Source organism: Burkholderia sp. BCC0397, assembly GCF_902832865.1.
In the GTDB taxonomy this organism is placed as follows: domain Bacteria; phylum Pseudomonadota; class Gammaproteobacteria; order Burkholderiales; family Burkholderiaceae; genus Burkholderia.
The window spans coordinates 121,028-141,513 of sequence record NZ_CADFDL010000002.1 but is presented as its reverse complement, the minus strand read 5'-3'; the positions used below and the strand labels follow the sequence as shown (position 1 = coordinate 141,513).

General features: G+C 67.7%; 21 protein-coding genes. 16 read left to right on the top strand and 5 right to left on the bottom strand.

All coding sequences use genetic code 11. From position 1 onward, the window contains the following. Positions 1–9 precede the first annotated feature (9 nt). On the bottom strand, positions 10–1,389 hold the full coding sequence (locus tag HWX03_RS05715) for a glycosyltransferase family 87 protein (RefSeq protein WP_175870621.1): 1,380 nt from the start codon (positions 1,387–1,389) through the stop codon (positions 10–12). Continuing rightward, positions 1,386–2,627 carry a glycosyltransferase family 87 protein gene (locus HWX03_RS05710; RefSeq protein WP_175870620.1) on the bottom strand — a complete coding sequence of 414 codons (1,242 nt, stop codon included), beginning with the start codon at positions 2,625–2,627 and terminating at the stop codon, positions 1,386–1,388. The genes HWX03_RS05715 and HWX03_RS05710 overlap by 4 nt, the downstream gene beginning before the upstream one ends. Here HWX03_RS05710 and HWX03_RS37185 point away from each other — a divergent pair. After that, the gene (locus tag HWX03_RS37185) at positions 2,626–2,751 is read left to right on the top strand and encodes a hypothetical protein (RefSeq protein ID WP_279612213.1); all 126 of its coding nucleotides are present in this window, start codon (positions 2,626–2,628) and stop codon (positions 2,749–2,751) included. The two genes, HWX03_RS05710 and HWX03_RS37185, sit on opposite strands and share 2 nt — an antisense overlap. Before the next feature lie 413 nt (positions 2,752–3,164). On the opposite strand, the gene HWX03_RS05705 is transcribed toward HWX03_RS37185, so the two are convergent. After that, complete coding sequence (locus HWX03_RS05705) at positions 3,165–3,680, bottom strand: hypothetical protein (protein WP_175870619.1); 516 nt, start codon at positions 3,678–3,680, stop codon at positions 3,165–3,167. On the opposite strand from HWX03_RS05705, the gene HWX03_RS05700 reads away from it, so the two are divergent. The 15 genes from HWX03_RS05700 to HWX03_RS05630 all read left to right on the top strand — a co-directional run bounded on the left by HWX03_RS05700 (position 3,679) and on the right by HWX03_RS05630 (position 16,669). Then, positions 3,679–3,870, top strand: coding sequence for a Flp family type IVb pilin (locus HWX03_RS05700; RefSeq protein WP_050015345.1), 192 nt, complete (start codon positions 3,679–3,681; stop codon positions 3,868–3,870). The genes HWX03_RS05705 and HWX03_RS05700 overlap by 2 nt on opposite strands. A gap of 149 nt (positions 3,871–4,019) precedes the next feature. Continuing rightward, positions 4,020–4,211, top strand: coding sequence for a Flp family type IVb pilin (locus HWX03_RS05695; RefSeq protein ID WP_050015343.1), 192 nt, complete (start codon positions 4,020–4,022; stop codon positions 4,209–4,211). Between the two features lie 82 nt (positions 4,212–4,293). Further along, complete coding sequence (locus HWX03_RS05690) at positions 4,294–4,512, top strand: Flp family type IVb pilin (protein WP_175870618.1); 219 nt, start codon at positions 4,294–4,296, stop codon at positions 4,510–4,512. Positions 4,513–4,540: 28 nt separating this feature from the next. Next, positions 4,541–5,080: a prepilin peptidase gene (locus HWX03_RS05685; RefSeq protein ID WP_175870617.1), complete on the top strand. Its 540-nt coding sequence runs from the start codon at positions 4,541–4,543 to the stop codon at positions 5,078–5,080. A 43-nt stretch (positions 5,081–5,123) separates the two neighbouring features. Continuing rightward, a complete protein-coding gene (locus HWX03_RS05680) occupies positions 5,124–6,524 on the top strand; it encodes an ATP-binding protein (RefSeq protein WP_175821025.1) in 1,401 nt (466 codons plus the stop codon). Positions 6,525–6,559: 35 nt separating this feature from the next. Further along, positions 6,560–7,399 (top strand): Flp pilus assembly protein CpaB, encoded by an 840-nt coding sequence (cpaB, locus tag HWX03_RS05675; RefSeq protein WP_175870616.1) that lies wholly within the window; start codon positions 6,560–6,562, stop codon positions 7,397–7,399. Between the two features lie 104 nt (positions 7,400–7,503). Continuing rightward, on the top strand, positions 7,504–9,429 hold the full coding sequence (locus tag HWX03_RS05670; RefSeq protein ID WP_175870615.1) for a type II and III secretion system protein family protein: 1,926 nt from the start codon (positions 7,504–7,506) through the stop codon (positions 9,427–9,429). Between the two features lie 20 nt (positions 9,430–9,449). Continuing rightward, positions 9,450–9,746 carry a hypothetical protein gene (locus HWX03_RS05665; RefSeq protein WP_175870614.1) on the top strand — a complete coding sequence of 99 codons (297 nt, stop codon included), beginning with the start codon at positions 9,450–9,452 and terminating at the stop codon, positions 9,744–9,746. Between the two features lie 25 nt (positions 9,747–9,771). After that, positions 9,772–11,043: a TadE/TadG family type IV pilus assembly protein gene (locus HWX03_RS05660; protein WP_175870613.1), complete on the top strand. Its 1,272-nt coding sequence runs from the start codon at positions 9,772–9,774 to the stop codon at positions 11,041–11,043. Positions 11,044–11,056: 13 nt separating this feature from the next. Next, the gene (locus HWX03_RS05655) at positions 11,057–11,590 is read left to right on the top strand and encodes a TadE/TadG family type IV pilus assembly protein (protein WP_175821030.1); all 534 of its coding nucleotides are present in this window, start codon (positions 11,057–11,059) and stop codon (positions 11,588–11,590) included. Further along, on the top strand, positions 11,587–12,030 hold the full coding sequence (locus HWX03_RS05650) for a TadE family protein (RefSeq protein ID WP_175821031.1): 444 nt from the start codon (positions 11,587–11,589) through the stop codon (positions 12,028–12,030). The genes HWX03_RS05655 and HWX03_RS05650 overlap by 4 nt, the downstream gene beginning before the upstream one ends. Positions 12,031–12,052: 22 nt before the next feature. After that, on the top strand, positions 12,053–13,261 hold the full coding sequence (locus tag HWX03_RS05645; RefSeq protein WP_175870612.1) for an AAA family ATPase: 1,209 nt from the start codon (positions 12,053–12,055) through the stop codon (positions 13,259–13,261). Between the two features lie 18 nt (positions 13,262–13,279). Next, on the top strand, positions 13,280–14,647 hold the full coding sequence (locus HWX03_RS05640) for a CpaF family protein (protein WP_175821033.1): 1,368 nt from the start codon (positions 13,280–13,282) through the stop codon (positions 14,645–14,647). A gap of 33 nt (positions 14,648–14,680) precedes the next feature. Continuing rightward, positions 14,681–15,658, top strand: a complete 978-nt coding sequence (locus HWX03_RS05635) for a type II secretion system F family protein (protein ID WP_175870611.1) — start codon at positions 14,681–14,683, stop codon at positions 15,656–15,658. A gap of 36 nt (positions 15,659–15,694) precedes the next feature. Then, complete coding sequence (locus HWX03_RS05630; protein WP_175870610.1) at positions 15,695–16,669, top strand: type II secretion system F family protein; 975 nt, start codon at positions 15,695–15,697, stop codon at positions 16,667–16,669. Between the two features lie 309 nt (positions 16,670–16,978). Here HWX03_RS05630 and HWX03_RS05625 read toward each other — a convergent pair whose 3' ends face one another. Beyond that, positions 16,979–19,474 carry a xanthine dehydrogenase family protein molybdopterin-binding subunit gene (locus HWX03_RS05625; protein ID WP_175870609.1) on the bottom strand — a complete coding sequence of 832 codons (2,496 nt, stop codon included), beginning with the start codon at positions 19,472–19,474 and terminating at the stop codon, positions 16,979–16,981. Between the two features lie 21 nt (positions 19,475–19,495). After that, on the bottom strand, positions 19,496–19,954 hold the full coding sequence (locus tag HWX03_RS05620; RefSeq protein WP_175870608.1) for a (2Fe-2S)-binding protein: 459 nt from the start codon (positions 19,952–19,954) through the stop codon (positions 19,496–19,498). Between the last annotated feature and the right edge of the window lie 532 nt (positions 19,955–20,486).

Below are 20,486 nucleotides of genomic sequence, written 5' to 3'. Positions count from 1 at the left end.
GATGTCGCTTTACCGGTGGGCGCCGAGCGTCGGGCGGTCGGTGCGGCGCATGCCGTGCGCCGGGCGGTGGTGCTGTCGGAGCGGGTGGGTGAACCCGGTCTCGGTCGAGGTGTCGCGCGCGTCGGGCATCGACGGCACGTCGCGTCTTTCCTGGGCGATCCGGCTGACGAGCAGCGCAAGCGACGCGAGCGTCACGAGCGGCATGAACTGGAACGACAGGTGCGGCACGATCGCGAGACCCGCGAGCGGCATCGGCCACAGCAGCATCAGCCATTCGCGATCGAAGTGCCGCCAGCCGTGCGTCCACGCATAGCGTGCGTACCACGCGATCACGATGCCGTACCACGTCAGGTCGTAGTCGTACAGATAGGGGCTGACGAGCAGGCAGGCGCACGCGAGGGTCGCGGCGCGCAGCGCGTACGAACAGGCGCCGCGCCACGCGTAGACGACGGCGAGCGCCGCGCCCGCCGCCGACAGCAGCTGAAGGCCGCGCGCGACGAACACGGGCCAGCCTGCCATCGTTGCGAGCGCGAACACGGTCGGCATGCGCGCGAGCTTCGCGTGACCGGTGCCGACGATTGTGTAGACGTGGGCGATCAAGTGCATGAACGCGATCCACGGGCCGACGCCGAACGCGAGCGTCGCGAGCAGGGCGCTGACGGCGATCGTCGCGGCCCATGCGGCCAGCGCGCGCCATTGGCCGGCACACAGCAGCGCGAGCGGGAACAGCACCGCGAGCTGCGGCTTCATCGTCAGCAACCCGAAACAGATTCCGGCGCAGACGGGGCGGCGATTTAGCGCGAGCAGGCCGACAGCGGCGAGCGTCGCGGTGAAGAGGCTCGTCTGCCCGACGATCACCGTGAGGAACGCGCCGGGGAACGCAAGTGCGCACAGCCATGCGGCATCGCGCTGCACGGTCGCGCGGATCGCCGCCGCGAACAGCGCGATTCCGATGCCGAGCCACAGCACGATCGCCAGCGTGTACGGCAGCCAGCCGAGCGGCAGCACGAGCAGCAGCATCGTCGGCGGATAGAGCCACGGCAGCGTGCCGTCCGCGAGCGTCATCGTCGGGATCGCGAGCTTTTGCACCGCGAACAGCGTGGAGTAATGCCACGCGTCGGCGCCGTGCCCGTGCGCGGCGAGCCATGCGGCGCTCCAGACCGGCGAGAAATCCTGCGACAGCGGCTCCAGCGCGCCGTCGTGCGACAGGTGCAGGCGGATCAGGTAAATGACGATGAACAGCAGTTCCGTCAGCAGCACGGCGGCCGCATAGAGGCGCACGCGATCGCGATTGAGCCAGTGCGGATAGCGGCGCGGACCGGCGATCGGGAGTTCCGGATGCAGGTCGGCGGCCGGGTGTGCGTGGCGGGCGAACGACGGCGTTTTCATCGTGCGCTCCGGGACGCGAGCGTCGTGCGGCGCACGACGACGAACAGCACCGCGAGCAGCACGACCGGCCCGATCTGCGGCAGCTTCATCAGCCGGTTCAGCATTTCGAAGATCGGCAGCAGCCACGCCAGCACGAGGATGCCCTGGTCGCCGGGCAGCCAGCCTTCGTCGAGACCGTACGCGATCAGGCAGAAGAGCGCGATGCCGAGCCACGTCAGTTCGTAGTTCCACAGGTACGGCGTCGTCAGCAGCGTGGCGACCGCCAGCACCGCGCCGCGCAACCGCATGTCGCGCGTGCGGCGCCATACGTCGACGGCCGCGGCGAGTGCGACGAGCGCGACCGCCGCCTGCGCGGCCAGCGCGGCCGCCACCGGCGCGCCCGCGAGCCGCAACGCGGCGAACGGCGTCGGCGACGCGAGCCAGTACGACGCGAGCATGAAATGCTGCTCGCGTACCGTCGACATCGCATGACTCAACCCGTGCAGCGCGGCGGGGCCGGCCAGTGCGACGCCGGCCGCCGCGAACAGCGTCGCGCTGAGCGCCGCCGCCGCGAAGGTGCGCCACGCACGCGTCGCGATCAGCACGAACGGGAACACGACGGCGAGTTGCGGCTTGATCGCGAGCAACCCGATCAGCACGCCCGCCACGACCGGGCGCTTGCCGAGCAGATGCAGCGCGAGTGCGGCGAGGCCGGCGGTCAGGATGCTGTTCTGCCCGAACAGCGCGGACATGCACACCGCCGAATACGCGACGACGACGAGCGCCGCGGCACGCGGCACGGGTAGATGCGCGCGCAGCCCCGACAACCGCGAGACGGCGAACGCGTAGCATAAAAGACTGCCCGCGAAAAAGAGGAAGTAAGCGGGCAGGAAAGGCACGAGGGCAACCGGCGCGATGAACAGCAGCATCGTCGGCGGATAGAGCCAGGGAAGCGGCCGGTTTTGCAGATACGCACCGAAGTGCGCGAACTCGGCCTGCAGGAATGACGTGGTGTCGTAGGCCGCCGCGGCATGGCCTTGCAACACGAGATGCGATGCGGTCCAGAAGACCGAGAAGTCGGTGCCGGGGCGGGCGGTGGCATTCGACGTGAAGCCGTCGGTCACGACACCCCAGACGATCAGCAGCGCAGCGAAGAGCATCAGCATGATGCAGCTGTACGGAATGATCCGGTCGGCCGTCAGCCATTGAGCACAGCGTCTGGCGCGAACCCGCGTTTCACCACGATTGGCTGTGTGCATGATGCCCCGTCTGTCGTTTGGCCGCGTGGTCTGTCGCAGCCGTTTGATGTTGTCGTGCCTGCGGATCGATCGCTCTGAAATGGCGTTGTCCGGTGAATTCATTGTTGAAGAAAAAAACGCGTGATGCAAACCACGCACGGCCGGCCGGCATTGAATGTGTTCAGCGATTCGGGTGAAAACCGCCATTTCTGGTATGAGAAAACGCCGCGGCGGGGATTCGTGTTTCTGGCCTGAAACATTCCGCGATTTTTGCCGGCTGTGCATGCCGCCGAACCCGCGACGCACGAGCGGCTCGCCGCGTTCGGGAAAATCCCGAGAAAATTTTTTGGATCCTTTGTGCAGCGCGGCGACGGGGTTTCATGCCGACCGTGTGCACCCGAACCGCGTATATCAAAGTTGAAACATTTCGGCAGCCGGGCGTTTGGCGGGGGGGCGTGCGGATCGCCGGAACCCTTGGTGCGCCTCGATTCCGCCCGGGATGGCCTGCTCTTTGCGTAAGCGTTGGCACGGCAGTCGACGGCGTGACGACCGGGCGGTTCAGGCAACAGGCAGACGAACCGGCTCGCGAATCACCTGCGGAAAAGACGGTCCGGCGCGCGTCGGGGAACACGCAGCTCCAGCTCGATCAACCGCGGGAACCGTCGTCGAACGACCAACCAGACCCGATAGCTTCCGGGCGATAAGAAAGCGGCATGGCAGTACATGGGGAATAAAAATGAAAGACCACAGCACATCGCGGATCGCAAGCCGCGTTAAAGACACATTGCGGCTTTGCCGGGAGTTCATCTCCCGTTCAACTGGATTCCCTGCGTCGAACGGCCGTCGTGCCGTTCCGGTCGATCGACCTGCCCGGTTCATCCGGCCGGTCGAACCGTACACGCGTCTCTCGCGCTCCGTTTCACTGATACCCGTTCGCACGGACAGGGATATGCCAACCCGTCCCCGCAGCTGAGCGTTGCGCTTCCGAATTTTCGAGTAGTGCCGGTGGTGCCCACCCCCGACGTCCTGACCGACGAAGGGTATTTCATAGCAGTCCGAAAGGAGAGTGCTCATGTCAAGAATCATCGAAAAGATCGCGTGGTTCGTCCAGGATCAGGACGGCGTGACGGCCATCGAATATGGCCTGATCGCCGCGCTGATCGCGATCGGCATCGTCGCCGCGCTGGCGACGGTCGGTACGGATCTGAAGACCGTGTTCAGCACGATCGCAGCGGATCTGGACTCGGCGGTAGCAGGCCTCTGACGGACGGTACGACGAACGGTTCGTCCGAATCGTTCGAATCGTTCGGCGGCGCCACACGGCATCAACGACATACCTCGACGTATCGATGCACGGTCATCCGACCAGCCGGTGCGCGAGGGTTTTGAAAGTTACCACGCAAGGAGATCACCATGTCCAAGTTCATTCAACAAGCCGGCCGTTTCATTCGCGACGAAGACGGCGTGACGGCCATCGAATACGGCCTGATTGCCGCCCTGATTGCGATCGGCATCATCGCCGCGCTGTCGACCATCGGGAAGGACCTCAAGACCGTGTTCAGCACGATCGCGGCCGACCTCGATTCGGCGGTGGCAGGCATCTGATGCACCATGCCGCGGACGGCTCGGCTGGTGCAGCGTTCGAGCCGTCCCCGGCGATTCCGTCAACCGGAAACCGGAGACCATCATGCAAGCCATCACGCGTGTCGCACGTCGCTGGATCGCCGACGAACAGGGTGTGACGTCGATCGAATATGCATTGCTCGCATCGATGTTCGCCATCGCGGTACTGGGCAGTGTCGTCACGCTGAAGGGCTCGCTCGGCGATGCGTACGAGGTGATCGCCGCGGCCGTGACGGCTGCCGTGAGCACCGCCGTGACCACCGCGTTGTCCATGGTTTCCTGATCAACCGATTCGATTCGCGAGGTTCGCCATGCTTCCCGTTGCGCTGCCTTATCCGGTTCCGTTGTGCGTGACGCTGCTCGCGGTCGCCGCTGCCAGCACGGACATCGCGACCCGTCGCATTCCGAACCGTCTCGTGTTGCTCGGCCTGGCCGGCGCGCTGGTCGCCCAGTGCCTGCTGCACGGCGCGCCGGCGGGCGTGCTCGGATGGCTCGCCGGCGCTGCAACCGGCTTCGGCCTGCTGCTGCCGTTCTACCTGTTGCGCGGGATGGCGGCGGGCGACGTGAAGCTGATGCTCGCGATCGGCGCATGGGTCGGTGCGGAAATGACGTTTTACATCGTGCTGGCCACGTTCCTGGCCGGCGGGATCGGCGCCATCGCCTACGCGCTGCTGCGCGGGCGGATGCGCCAGATGTGGGCGAACGTGCGCACGCTGATCGTGCGGCGCTCGCCGGCGGCGCGCGCCGAGGCCGACGACGGCCCCGTCGAGATAGCCTCGGTCGGCACGCTGCCGTACGGCGTGGCGATCGCGGCCGGCACGCTGGGCATGCTGTTCGCGTCGTGCGCATAGCGCGGCGGATCCGCAACGAGAACGCAACGAGGAAGCAACGATCATGAACACGAACCACACCGAACCGAGACGCGACGCGCAGGTGGCACGCCTGCCCGATCCGCCGCCGTCGCGGGAGGTCCATACGAAGCTGGGCGCGCAGCTGCCGTCGGCGCCGCGCTCGCTCGCGGAAACCGGGCTGAGCATGGCGTTCGTCGGCGGCCTCGTGCTGAAGTCGACGCTGGTGCTCGGCCGCCCGTCATACGGCGACCTGGTCGAGCGACACTGCCTGCCGCTCGCGGTGCTCGACGACGTCTTTGCGTTCCTGGTGCGCGAGCATCTCGTCGAGCTGACCCATCGCGGCGCGACCGATCTCGACGTGACGTTCCGCCTGACCGATGCGGGCCGCGTGCTCGCGCTCGAGGAACGGGAGCGCAGCGGCTACAGCGGGCCCGCGCCGGTGACACTCGACGCATATCTCGCGAGCGTGGCCGCGCATTCGGTGCGCAAGCTGCACATCGGCCAGAGCGACGTGTGGGCGGCGTTCGAAGGCGTCGTGATCGACACGGCGGTGCTCGATGCGGCGGCCGCCGCGCTGAACGCGGGCCGGCCGCTGCTGATCTACGGCCCGGCCGGCAGCGGCAAGACCTTTCTCGCCGAGCGGCTCGGCGCGCTGATGCACGGCCGCGTGCCAGTGCCGCACGCGATCTGCGCGGCCGGCGAAGTAATCCAGGTCTACGACCCGCTCGTGCATGTCGACGCGGAAGTCCAGGCCGGCGGCCAGTCGGTCGATCGCCGCTGGCGCCTGTGTCGCCGGCCGGTCGTGATGTCGGGCGGCGAGCTGACGCTCGACGAGCTCGACCTGCGTCGCGACGAAGCGGCCGGCTTCTACCAGGCGCCGCCGCACATGAAGGCGAACATGGGCATGTACGTCGTCGACGATCTGGGCCGCCAGCGCGTCGAGCCGCGCGACCTGCTCAATCGCTGGCTGCGTCCGCTCGATCGCGGTGTCGATTTCATGACGCTCGAATCCGGCAACCGCTTCGTGCTGCCGTTCGACGTGTGGCCGGTGTTCTCGAGCAACCTGGCGCCGGAGCAGTTCTGCGATGACGCGTTCATGCGCCGCCTCGGCTCGAAGCTGCACGTCGGCGCGATGTCGATCGACGACTACCGCGCGGTGTACGACGCGGCCTGCGCATCGTTCGGGCTCGTGTCGGCGAGCGATGCGTTCGACTTCCTGCTGCATCGGCTGCATCTGCCGACCGGCAAGGCGTTTCTCGCGTGCTTTCCGGCGGACCTGCTGCGCCTCGTGGCCGCCGGCGCGCGTTACCGCGGCGATCCGCCCGAGGTGACGCACGACGCGCTGTACGACGCGTGGGCGAGTTACTTCGGCGCGGCGCCTGAACGGGACGGCAGCCATCCGCCGCCCATCGAGCGCGGCGGCCGTACGTTCATCACCGGTTGAGCGGTTTCTTTCACGATTCGTCGAGGAGCATTGCCATGAAAAACAGTCGAGCGGTCATGATGCTGGTCGTCGCGATGATCGCGGGTCTTGCCGCGGTCGTATTCGCCTCCCACTGGCTGATGCAGACATCCACGAGCTCGGTCACGTCCGTCGCGGTGGCCACCACCGACCTGAACCTGGGCGAGCCGCTCGGGCCGAACCAGATCCACATGGTGAGCTGGCCGTCGGGCAGCGTGCCGACCGGCGCGTTCGCCGATACGAAGGCGCTCGAAGGGCGCGTCGTACGCACCAGCCTGTCGCGCGGCGAACCGGTGATCGAGTCGAAGCTCGCGCCGGTCGGCACGAAGGGCGGGCTGTCCGCGGTGATCGCCGACGGCAGCCGTGCGATCACGGTGCGCGTGAACGACGTGGTCGGCGTCGCGGGCTTCGCGCTGCCGGGCAACTACGTCGACGTGATCGTCAACACGCAGGCGCAGCAGGGCAAGACCGACGGGCAGAGCATCTCCAAGATCGTGCTCGAGCACATCCTCGTGCTCGCCGTCGCGCAGCAGGTCAGCCGTGACGACACGGCGCCGAAGGTGGTCAACGCGGTGACGCTGGAAGTCACGCCCGACCAGGCCGAACGGCTCGACCTCGCGCGCAGCGTCGGCACGCTGTCGCTCGTGCTGCGCAACCAGGTCGACCAGAAGACGCTGAACACCGACGGCGCGACGAAGATGACGCTGCTCGGCAAGGAACCCGCACCGGAAGCGCCGCCGGCGCCCGTCCATGCGCGGCCGGTCCGCATACACGTCGCGTCGCATGCGGCGCCGGAAGTGCGGCGCGATTGCGTCGGCGTGCTGACCGGCGTGAAGGGCAGCGTCGAATGTTTCTGAAGCAGATCAAACCAGCCAGACAAACAAACCGGCCGCCGGCAACGCGCGGCGGCCTTGGAAGTCGATAACCGGCACGGCGCCGGTCTCTCGGGGGATCAGACGAAATGAAGATCAAACCGCAACGCACAGGTACCGGCCCACTGCGCACACGCGTCGCACGGGGCACGATGATGGCCGCGATCCTCTGTTCGGGATGGCTGACCGTGTATGGCGCACTCGCGCAGGAAGGCATCGAGTCGGCGGTGCTGACGAAGGGCGGCGCCAGCGCGCCGGCCGCGGTCGGCAAGGGGCCGATGCAGATGACGATCAGCATGGCGCCGGTGCCGGCCGCCGCGCCCGCCGCGTCGGCGGGGCCGCTGCGCGGGCCGAACTGCGTCGGCCCGGTGCGCGAATCGACCAGCGTCAGCGTGCCGCTCGGCAAGTCGCTGCTGGTGCCGATGCCGGAGCCGGTGCGCAACCGGACGATCGGCAATCCGGCCGTTGCGCAGGCAACGATGGTGTCGCCGCAGACGCTGTACATCCTCGGGCTTGCGGTCGGCACGACCAACATGATCGTGCAGGGCCGCAGCGGCGCATGCCGCGTGATCGACGTCGCGGTCGGCGCGGACGCCGGCGGCCTGCAGGCGTCGCTGCTGCAACTGATGCCGAACGAGCGCGACATCCACGTGTCGACCGCGGCCGGCACGATCGTGCTGGCCGGCACCGTGTCGAGCTCGCAGGCCGCGCAGCAGGCCGTGCAGATCGCCCATGCGTACGGCGACAGCGCGGGCGATGCGGCGGGCGGCGGCAAGCAGGGCGGCGGCGTGCTCAACATGCTGAACGTCACGTCGCCGCAGCAGGTGATGCTCGAGGTGAAGGTGGCCGAGGTGTCGAAGACGCTGATCAACCAGATGGGCAGCGCATTCAACATCCAGGGCGGCTTTGGTTCGTGGAGCGGCGCGCTCGTCAGCAACCTGCTCGCCGGTGTCGCGAGCGGCGCCATCTTCAACAAGGCGAACAACAAGCCGTTCAGGGTCGCGATCGATACGCAGAACACCGACAACCTCGTCAAGATCCTCGCGGAGCCGAATCTCGTGACGATCAGCGGCCAGGAAGCGACGTTCCTCGCGGGCGGCAAGATCTTCATCCCGATCCCGCAGAGCGGCAGCAACGGCGTCTCGTCGATCACGCTGCAGGAAGAGGAATTCGGCGTCGCGCTGAAGTTCACGCCGACGGTGCTGGCGAACGGCCGGATCAGCCTGAAGGTTGCGCCGGAAGTGTCGGAGCTGTCGCAGACGGGCGTCACGCTGAGCGCGTCCAACATCGGCGGCACGTCGATCCTGCCGCTGATCACGACGCGGCGCGCATCGACGACGGTGCAGATGAGCGACGGCGAATCGTTCGCGATCGGCGGGCTGATCAAGGACAACGCGTCCGGTGCGCTGAAGGCGATCCCGGGGGTCGGAGAAGTGCCGGTGCTCGGCGCGCTGTTCCGCAGCACGTCGTTCCAGCAGGATCGCACCGAGCTGATCTTCCTGATCACGCCGCACCTGGTGAAGCCGCTGCAGACCGCGGATGTTGCCTTGCCGACCGACAGCTTCTCGAAGCCGAACGAAGTCGACGTGTATGCGACCGGCAACATGGAAGGCCGCGGCGGCGTGCGCAAGGCAGGCGCCCAGCCGATGCAACCCGCGAACGGCGCAGCCGCCCCGCAGACCCCGGCCCAGGCGCCGGCGCCTGCTCCGGCGCCCCAATCGGAAGCACCGGTCGCGCCGGCCGCGCTGCCCGCGCCGCGTGCGCCGCAGGACGCCGACGTGCAGCCGCCGGTGCCGGCCGAGCCGCCGAAGGCGCCGGTCGCGGCCGCCCCGCCGGAGCCCGACCCGGCTACCGCGGCCCGCGTCGCGCGCATCGAAGCCGCCGCCGCACGCCTCGCGGCCGCCGGCCCCGATATGTCGGCCCAGCCGACGGCGCGCTCGAAGCACCGGACCGCGGCGGCGCCCAACGCGCAGATTGCGCGCGCCGGCGCGGCACCCCAGTCCACCGATCGTTGAAGCCCTCCAAGGGGAAGCTCATGAAATCCGCCTACCTCGTATTCGTGCGCCGCGCGGCGCTCGCCGTCCCGCTCGCGTTCGCGCTTGCCGGCTGCATGTCGTCGACCCCGGTGTGGGACAGCCGCTTCGGCGATTCGGTCCGCACCGTGATGCACGCCCAGATCATCGATCCGCATGCCGGAGAACATCCGGCGTCGGCATCGGGGGTCGACGGCAGCGCCGCCGCGGCCGCGCTCGACAACTATGACAAGTCGTTCAAGCAGATCCAGCCGCCCGCCAATGCGTTCGTGATCGGCATCGGCAAGGCCACGCAGTAACGACAGCACGCTCAGGGAGAACGCCATGAACCGCGCAGCCCGCTATCCGAAAGTCACGCGTCGCAGCCTGCACCGCCAGCGCGGTGCCGTCGCGATCATCGTCGGCCTCTCGCTGGCGGTGATGATCGGGTTCGTCGGGCTCGCGCTGGATCTCGGCAAGCTGTACGTCACGCGCAGCGAACTGCAGAACAGCGCCGATGCCTGCGCGCTGTCGGCTGCGCGCGACCTGACGTCGGCGATCAGCCTGTCGGTGGCCGAGGCCGACGGTATCGCCGCCGGCCACCTGAATTTCGTGTTTTTCCAGAAGAAGTCGGTGCAGATGTCGACGAATGCGAACGTCACGTTCAGCGATTCGCTGACCAACCCGTTCCTGGCGAAGAACGCGGTCACGAATCCGGCGAGCATCAAGTACGTGCAGTGCACCGCGACGCTGAGCAACATCGCGCACTGGTTCATCGAGGTGCTGAACGTGCTGCCGGGCACGAAGCTCGCGAATGCGGCGGAAGTGTCGGCGAGCGCGATCGCGACCGTCGGCGGCGGGCAGACGACCTGCGCGATTCCCGTGTTCGTGTGCCGCGGCCCGTCCGATCCGGCCTACAAGGTCGGCGACTGGATCTCGTCGCCGTCCGGTTCGTCGTCGACCTACGGGCCTGGCAATTTCGGCTGGGCGGCGCTCGACGGCTCGACGAACGAGACGACGCTCGCGAGCGAGCTGTCGGGCAATACCTGCAACATCACGAGCCCGCCGGACCTGAGCACCGCGGGCATGAAGTCGGCATCGCAGCGGGCCTGGAACACGCGCTTCGGCATCTATACGAACGGTGCGAACGGTTCGAGCGGCCAGCCCGACTTCACCGGCTACGCGTATGTCGGGCCGGACTACGGGCCGCCCGGAACGGCGGGCATCAAGGGTGACGCGTACACGCAGTTCGTGGCCGACCGCGCGGGCTTCAAGTCTTACCAGGGCGACGGTGCGCCGCCGTCGGGCAGCGGAATCGCCACCAACGGCACGGCGACGGCGAGCAACTACCAGACGTTCGGCGGCGATCGCCGCGTCGCGCTCGCGCCGGAGGGCGACTGCTCGACGCTGTCCGGCAACAGCGGCAAGGTGCACGTCACGCAATGGGATTGCGTGCTGATGCTCGATCCGCTCCCGTTCAGCGCCGGCAGCGGCGCCGTCGTGGCGCACCTCGAATACCTCGGTTCGTCGGTCTCCGGCAACAGCCCGTGCGCGACGCACGGCTTGCCGGGCAGCGGCAGCGCGTCGGGAACCCAGGTTCCGATGCTCGTTCAATAGCGGAGAGACGATCATGAAGAAGCTGTCGATTCGTCGTTCGCGCACCCGAGGCGCCGTCGCCGTCGAGTTCGCGCTCGTGCTGATGCCGATGATCATGCTGGCGACCGGCGTGGCCGAGTTCGGCCGCGCGATCTACCAGTACGAGACGCTGACCAAGGCGACCCGCGACGCGGCGCGCTACCTGTCGGTCTGGTTGCCGACCGACAGCGCGTATCCGGTGTCGCAGGCGCAGTGCCTGGTCGTCTACGGCAGCACGACGTGCGGCACGTCGGGCACCGAGCTGGTGCCCGGACTCACGACGTCGATGGTCACGATCTGCGACGCCCAGCACACGACCGGCTGTGGCGACGCGTCCGATCCGTCGCAGTTCGCGAACCTGCCGACCTACGATTCGAACAACAACGCGGCAAGCGGCACGGCCACGGGCGCGATCAACGTCGTCGAAGTGAAGATCAGCGGCTACCAGTACCAGCCGATTCCTGCGTACCCGGGGCTGCCGTCGATCACCTTCGGCAACATCGTCACCGTGATGAGGCAAGTGTCATGAACGCACGCCATTTTCCGCGGTCTCGCCGGGGCGCGCAGCGCGGCGCGGCGATCGTCGAATTCGCCCTCATCGCGTCGGTGCTGATCATGCTGCTGATCGGCATCTTCGAGTTCGGCCGCGTGCTGTTCTACTGGAACACCGCGAGCGAGGCCGTGCGCCTCGGCGCACGCACGGCGGTGGTCTGCGACGTGAACGCCGCGGGCGTCGTGAAGCGCGTGCGATCGCTGCTGCCGCTGCTGTCGAACGCGAACGTGTCGGTCAGCTACACGCCGTCGAGTTGCGACATCAACACGTGCTCGTTCGTGACGGTGAGCGTCACGAACGTCACCGTCAAGACCATGATCCCGTTCGTGAACGTCACGCTGAAGATGCCGCCGTTCACGACGACGCTGCCGCGCGAAAGCCTGACTTCCGCGACCGGCGGCTCCGCCTGCAACTAAACGAACACACGAGGCACACGACATGATCAATATCCTCGTAGCTTCCGACGACACCGCGCGGCTCACGCAGATCGCGCGTCTCGTGGCCGACTGCGGACGCTATCGTACGACGCGGGCCACCGGCCGCCCGTCGCAGATCGAACATCGCACCGACGGGCTCGACGCGTTCGACATCCTGCTGGTCGACGGCACGTCGCTCGAGCCGTCCGAGCTGTCGGCGATCGAGCGCATCTGCCGCGCGCACGCGAACCTGACATGCATCCTCGTGACGGCCGATGCATCGCCGCACGTGCTGCTCGACGCGATGCGCGCAGGCGCGCGCGACGTGCTGCAGTGGCCGCTAGATCCGCAGGCGCTGGGCCGCGCGCTCGAACGGGCGGCCGCGCAAAGCACGCGGCGCGACACCGACGACACGCGGATCGTGTCGTTCATGTCGTGCAAGGGCGGCGCCGGCACGAGCTTCGCGGCCAGCAACATCGCGTTCGAGATCGCCGAGGGCTTCAAGCGCCGCGTGCTGCTGATCGACGTGAACCAGCAGTTCGGCGACGCGGCGTTCCTCGTCAGTGACGAAACCCCGCCGTCGACGCTGCCGCAGCTGTGCGAGCAGATCGAGCGGCTCGACAGCGCGTTTCTCGACGCGAGCGTCGCGCACGTGACGGAAAACTTCCACGTGCTGGCAGGCGCCGGCGACCCGGTCAAGGCCGCCGAGATGCGTGAGGACGCGCTCGAATGGATCCTCGGCGTCGCGGCGCCGCGCTACGACTTCGTGATCTTCGACGTCGGCGTCGGCATCAACCCGTTGTCGATGGTCGCGCTCGATCGCAGCGACCAGATCCAGATCGTGCTGCAGCCCGCGATGCCGCACGTGCGTGCCGGCCGCCGGCTGCTGGAGATCCTCGTGTCGCTCGGCTACTCGACCGACCGGTTGCGGCTGATCGTGAACCGCGCGACGCGCGCGAGCGAGCGGACCCGCACCGCGCTCGAGGAAGTGCTCGGCCTGCAGGCGGCCTGCACGATTCCCGACGACGCCGACACCGTGCTCGAAGCGATCAACCAGGGCCATCCGGTGTCGCGGCTCGCGCGCGGCTCGGCGGTCGCGCGGGCGTTGCAGGGCTGTGCGAAGCAACTCGTCGACGGCGAGGTGCGCGCGGGACGCAGCGCGACGCACAGCGAACCGTTGATGTCCCGGCTGTTCGGCCGCAAGGCCACGCCGAAGCTCAAGTCGATGTAATTCTTTCGGGGAACCATCATGTCATTGCGCGAACAGATGTCCTTGCACCGGGCCCAGCCGCTGGCGGCGGGCAGTGAACCGGCCGGCCCGGCGCATTCGTCGGTGCGCGACGCATACCAGAAGCTGCGCCGCGACATTCACCTGGCCGTGCTCGAGCGCGTCGAGCTCGAGCGCTTGTCGCGGCTGCATCAGGATCAGGTCCGCATGGAAATCGGCGCGCTGATCGCGCGCATCCTCGACGAGGAGCGGGTGCCAGCGAACGACATCGAGCGGCGCCAGCTCGCGATCGACGTGTACGACGAGATGTTCGGCTTCGGCCCGCTCGAAGCGCTGCTGCGCGACCCCGGCATTTCCGACATCCTCGTGAACACCTACCGGCAGGTCTATGTCGAGCGCAGCGGCCAGCTCGAACTGACCGACGTGACGTTCTACGACGACGCGCACCTGATGAAGGTGATCGAGAAGATCGTGTCGCGCGTCGGGCGCCGCATCGACGAATCGAGCCCGATGGTCGACGCGCGGCTGCCGGACGGTTCGCGCGTGAACGCGATCATCCCGCCGTCCGCGATCGACGGGCCGCTGATGTCGATCCGGCGCTTCGCGGTCAACCCGCTGAAGATGGACGACCTGGTGCGCTACCACAGCCTGACGCCGCCGATGGCCGAGCTGCTCGACGCGCTGTCGCGCGCGAAGGTCAACGTGCTGGTGTCGGGTGGCACCGGCAGCGGCAAGACGACGCTGCTCAACATCCTGTCCGGTTTCATTCCGCGCAACGAGCGGATCGTGACGATCGAGGACGCGGCCGAACTGCAACTGCAGCAGCCGCACGTGCTGCGGCTTGAAACGCGGCCGCCGAACATCGAAGGCAAGGGCGAGATCACGCAGCGCACGCTGGTGCGCAACGCGCTGCGGATGCGCCCGGACCGGATCATCCTCGGCGAAGTGCGCGGCGCCGAAGCGCTCGACATGCTCAACGCGATGAACACCGGCCACGAAGGCTCGCTCGCGACGATCCACGCGAACACGCCGCGCGACGCGCTGACGCGGCTCGAGAACATGGTCAGCGTGTCCGGCCTGACGCTGCCGCCGAAGACGATGCGCCAGCAGATCGCGTCGGCGATCTCGGTGGTCGTGCAGGCGGCGCGGCTGACCGACGGCAAGCGCAAGATCGTCAGCATCCAGGAGCTGACCGGGATGGAAGGCGACATCATCAACATGCAGGAGATCTTCACGTTCAAGCGCACCGGCGTGGACCGCGACGGCTCGGTACGCGGCCACTTCTGCGCGACCGGCGTGCGGCCGAAGTTCGTCGAGCGGCTGCAGGCGTTCGGCATCAACCTGCCGGATTCGCTGTACGACCCGTCCGTGCGCTACGAGACGGACTGACGCCAGGGCGCCGTGTGCTGCCGGGGAGGCCTCATGAATGCGATCTTTTACGGTTTTGTGATTCTCACCTTCGTCGCGGTCGTGCTGTCGATCGAAGGCATCTATCAATGGTGGAACGCGCGGCACGGCGCCGCCGCGCGCCGGATCGAATCGCGCATTCGCGCGATGTCGGCCGGCGGCAACGTCCAGCAGGAGCGGCTGTCGATCCTGAAGAAGCGGATGCTCGACGAATCGAAGTCGTTCGACCGGCTGCTGCTGCGCATGCCGCGCGTGCACGCGCTCGATCTCGTGCTCCAGCAGTCGGGCCTCGACTGGACGCTGCCGAAGCTGATCACGCTCAGCGCGACGTTCGCGGTGCTCACGTGGTTCGCGGTGAGCTTCGCGCGGTTGCCGCAACTGGCCGCGGTGCCGATCGCGCTGTTCGCCGGGTGGGTGCCGATGATGTACGTGCTGCGCCGCCGCGCACGCCGGATGCGCAAGCTCGAGCGGCAGTTGCCGGAAATCTGCGACATGATCGCGCGCGCGCTGCGTTCCGGCCATTCGTTCACGAGCACGCTCGGGATGGTCGGCGACGAGTTTTCCGAGCCGATGGGCGGCGAATTCCGCGTCACGTTCGACGAGGTCAACTACGGTGTGTCGCTGCACGACGCGCTGATGAACCTTGCGACGCGCGTGCCGGTGCAGGACCTGCGCTACTTCGTGATCGCGGTGCTGATCCAGCGCGAGACGGGCGGTAACCTGGCCGAGCTGCTCGACAGCATCGCCGGGCTGATCCGCGAGCGCTTCAAGCTGTTCGACAAGGTGCGCGTGCTGTCGGCGGAAGGGCGGCTGTCGGCATGGATTCTCGGGCTCTTGCCGTTCGGCACCGCGGCGGTGATGGCGCTGCTGAACCGCGAATTCCTGTCGGTGCTCTGGGAGGATCCGGCCGGGATCCGGATGGTCGGCACGATGCTGGTGTCGATGCTGTTCGGCCTGTTCTGGATCCGCCGTATCGTCCGCATTCGCGTCTGACGCGCGAGCCGAATAACGAACCGTTGCGAGGCTGTCATGCAAAACCTGAGCGTGGTCCAGGCCGTGATGCTGGGCGGATTGTTCATCTTCGTGGTCGGCGGCGTGCTCGTCGCGATGCTGCTGTTCGCGCCGCGCGGCATCCAGCGCCGGATCCAGCAGGCCGGCGGGGCCGGGGCGGGCGCCGTCGCCGGCACGGGCGACGGCGACGACGCGGCGTCGCGCTGGGTCGCGAAGCTGGTCGAGCTGTCCACCCCGATCTCGAAGCTGTCGGTGCCGAAGGAGGGCTGGGAGAATTCGCCGCTGCGCATCCGGCTGATGAATGCCGGCTGGCGCAACCAGAGCGCGGCCGCGCTGTATTTCACCGCGAAGACGGTGCTCGCGCTCGGCTTGCCGTGCGCGGCGCTGCTGGTGCTGATCACGACGCCGCTCGGCGACGAGCGTGCGCTGCTGTCGGTGATCCTCGTGGCGCTCGCCGGCATCGGCTACTACATCCCGAACATCGTGCTGTCGCAGCGGGTCAAGGTGCGCCAGCAGAAGATCTTCGAGGATTTCCCGGACGCGCTCGACCTGCTGACGGTATGCGTCGAAGCGGGGCTCGGGCTCGACGCGGCGCTGATGAAGGTGAGCGAGGAGCTGCGGTTTCGCAGCGAGGTGGTCGCGAGCGAACTCGACCTGCTGCTGCTCGAGATGCGCTCCGGCTTCACGAAGGAGACGGCGCTGCGCAATCTCGCGCTGCGCACCGGCGTTGAGGATATCGAATCGTTCTGCGCGATGTTGATCCAGGCCGACCGGTTCGGCACGAGCATCAGCGAATCGCTGCGCGTGCTGTCGGACATGCTGCGCACGCGGCGCCGGATGCGCGCGGAGGAACGCGCGGCGAAGATCGCGCTGAAGCTGCTGTTCCCGCTGATCTTCTGCATCTTTCCCGCGCTGATGATGGTGCTGCTCGGGCCGGCGATGATTCACGTCTATCGCGTGCTGTTGCCGACGTTCGTTGGCGTCGCGCAGTGAGTGGCGCGCGGATGCGGCTTCTGGCGCATCGATAAAGGCTGGACGTGCCGGCCGCTGGCGATTCGGCGGCCGGCACGGCAACAGGCTTCATGGAGGCTTCCTCCCCAGGCGGCGCCGCGAGACAGGTCGACCATAGCGGCGTCAATGCATCCTGGACCCATGGTCGGCCATGGAACAAGCCGTAGTCCACCGCCTTCGCGGCTGCCCCCTACTGCTAACCTGAAGCGGCATGTCCCGTGTCGGGGCGGCCGGCGCGCGGCGCATCACTGGAAGTGGTTGCCCGGATTGATCGCGCGCTTGCCGGATCGTCTACGTCACCGTGCCTTTCTTCAGCTCGTCGATGCACGGAATCCCGGCGCGCCGTTTCGGCCGCAGGAATTTCGGCACCGCGCTCGGCTGACCGACGCCTGCATGGCTTTGATCGGCCTTGGGCTTCAACGCGGCCGGCTTCACCTTGCGCGGCATCCGGCAGCCGCCGGCCGGCAGGTCGCCGTACGGTTCCTCGTCGACGGCCGCCGCGGGGGCCGCCGTCATCGCGGGCGAGGCCGAGGCGACCAGCATCGGCGCGAACGGCAACGCATGCAGCCGTTCGCCGGTCAGCACGAACGCACCGTTGGCCACCGCCGGCGCGATCGGCGGCACGCCGGCGTCGCTCAACCCGGTCGGCTGAGCGTCCGACGGAACGAAGAAGACATCCACCGGCGGCGCTTCCTGCATGCGCACGGGCGGATAGTCGGCGAAACCGGCGTTGCGCACCGCGCCATGATCGACGTCGATCGCGAAGCCCGGCTTGGTCGTCGAGAGGCCGAACAGCGCGCCGCCCTGGATCTGCGCTTCGGCGCCGGTCGGGTTGACGATGCGGCCCGCATACACGCCCGCCGTCACGCGATGCACGCGCGGCTGCTGCGCTTCGATCGACACTTCCGTCACGTACGCGACGACCGAGCCGGCCGTTTCGTGCATCGCGACGCCCCACGCGTGGCCGGCCGGCAGCGTGCGCGTGCCATAGCCGGACTGGTCGACGGCCAGCGCGAGCGCCTGGCGATGGGGCGTGTGCTCGGGGCCGGCCAGCCGCGCCATCCGGTAGGCGACCGGATCCTGCCGAGCCGAGTGCGCGAGTTCGTCGATCAGCGTCTCCATCACGAACGCCGTATGCGTATGGCCGCCCGAACGCCACGACTGGACCGGTACGTCGGCGTCGGTCTGATGGACCGACACCTGCATCGGGAAAGCGTACGGGCTGTTCGCGACGCCTTCGGTCAGGCTGGGATCGGTGCCGCGCTTGAGCATCGCCGTGCGCTCGAGCGGCGAGCCCTTCAGCACCGACTGGCCGACGACGACGTGCTGCCAGTCGCGCACGGCGCCGCTGCTATCCACGCCGACGTCGACGCGATGCAGCACCATCGGACGGTAATAGCCGCCGCGCAGATCGTCCTCGCGCGTCCAGATCGTCTTGACCGGGCCGAGATGGCCGGCCGCGAGGTACGCGGCGGACACGCGGGCGGCTTCGACCACGTAGTCTGAAGTCGGCGTCGAGCGCCGGCCATAGTCGCCGCCCGTCGTCATCGTGAAGATCTGGACTTTCTCCGGGGCGACGCCGAGCGCCTTCGCGACCGCCGCGCGGTCGGTCGTCTGCAGCGACGAGCCGCCCCAGATCTTGATCCCGCACGCGCAGCTCGCCGGCCCGACATCGACCGTGCAGCTGAGCGGCTCCATCGCCGCGTGCGCGAGATACGGAAATTCGTAGTCCTTCCGGATTCGCGTTGCCGCCGGCGGCGCGCTGCCGGCGTCGGCCGTGCGCACCACGGTGCCCGGCGTGCCGGCGAGCTGCTTGTACGCCTGCATCTGTTCGGCGGACGTGACGGTCGAGCCGGCGTCCTTCCACGTGATCTTCAGCGCATCGCGGCCGAGCTTGGCCGGCCAGTAGCCGTTCGCGATCACGGCCACGCCGGTGCCGCCGCGATCGGTCGGGATCTCGACGACCTCGACCACGCCCTTGACGGCCCGGGCCGCCGCCGCGTCGTAGCTCGCCACCTTGCCGCCGAAGCGCGGCGGGCGCGCGACCACGGCCACCATCGTGTCGGGCAGGCGCCAGTCCATCCCGTACTTGAGCGTGCCGTCGAGCATCGCGCGCGCGTCGAGGCGCGGGGTCGGCTTGCCGATGAGGCGGAACTGGTCCGGCGACTTCAACGGCACCTGCTGCGGTACCGGCATCGCCATCGCGGCCGGTGCGAGCTCGCCGTAGGTCGCGCGGTAGCTGCCGGATGTCACGACGCCGTTCGCGGTCCGGCACGTGGCGGGATCGACGTTCCAGCGCTGCGCGGCGGCGGCGACGAGCATCGTGCGAGCGGACGCGCCGAGTTCGCGGTATTGCGCGAACGAGTGATTGACCGACGTCGAGCCGGCCGTCATCTGGATGCCCGTCACCGGATCCTTGTACGGCTCGCCGGCCGGCGCGAGCACGGTACGCACGTTGCGCCAGTCGGCATCGAGTTCGTCGGCCAGCGCCATCGGCAGTGCGGTGCTGACGCCCTGGCCGGATTCCGTCCGGTTGACGGCAACGGTCACGGTGTTGTCCGGCGCGATGATCAGGAATGCTTGCGGTGGCGAAGCCTGCAAGGTCTTGCCCGCTTGCGCCGCGGCGCGCGTCGGCGCGATGCCGAGCGCGAGGCAGCCGCTCGCCGCCATCGTCAGCTTCAGGAAGCCACGCCGGCCGAGCATCGGCGCATCGGCTCCGGTGACGGGCGACGCGTCGCGGTGGGGGGCGTCGGCGCTTGCCGGGCGCCCGAAAGTGCGGATACGCATGGTCACAGTCTCCCGGCAGGCTCAGGCAAGCGCGTGAGCCGCATCGTGAATCGCGGCGCGGATGCGCTGGTAGGTTGCGCAACGGCACAGGTTGCCGGCCATCGCGCGATCGATGTCGGCATCGGTCGGGGCCTTGTTGCCGCGCAGCAAGCCGGCCGCGCTCATCATCTGCCCGCTCTGGCAGTAGCCGCATTGCGCGACGTCGTGCCGGATCCACGCGTCGAGGACGGCCTTGCCGACCGCATCGTCGGCGAGATGTTCGGACGTCGTGATGTGCGCACTTCCGACCGCCGACAGCGCCAGCGTGCAGCTTCGGGCCGCCCGACCGTCGACATGAACGGTGCAGGCGCCGCAGTCGCCGGTGCCGCATCCGAACTTCGTGCCGGTCAGCCCGAGGTTGTCGCGCAGCACCCAGAGCACCGGTGTGGACGGATCGGCGTCGATCTCGGCCGGCCGGTTGTTGATGTTCAACGTCACCATCGTGAAGTTCTCCCTTGGACACCTCGTTATCGCCCGCGAAACAGAAAGGCAATGCGGCGGATCTGAACCAATTAAAGCAGATCCGCTAAAAAAACTGCATCGAGGAATTTGAGTTTTTTGCCATTCTTAATGATTTGCGTGGTTTATTTAAAGAGAATCGTTTTCATCTTGCGTAAAAATGAGTTAATGGGAATGAAAGAATATTGAGTTTTGCCAAAAAAATATCCGGCCGATGGAAAACGTTTGCGAGTCGGGCCTATATTTGACTCGCGATCACGCCAGGAGACAGGCGGATCGGACGGCAGGCACGAACAAATCGGTATGCGGGGCAACGGGCGTACGGTCGTCCGACAAGGCTGTTCCAGCGTTTGATTGTCGGGCGGGAGGCCCCGAGTGTGCGGGGTTTCGGCGGGGATGCGTTGTTGGCCTGTATGGGCGGACGTGTAATGAGTCGCGCCCGCCGGGGCTACGCTTCCGGTGTTATGAAAACAACCGTTTTTGATTGGCGGAAAATTTACCGGGTGACGAAGGG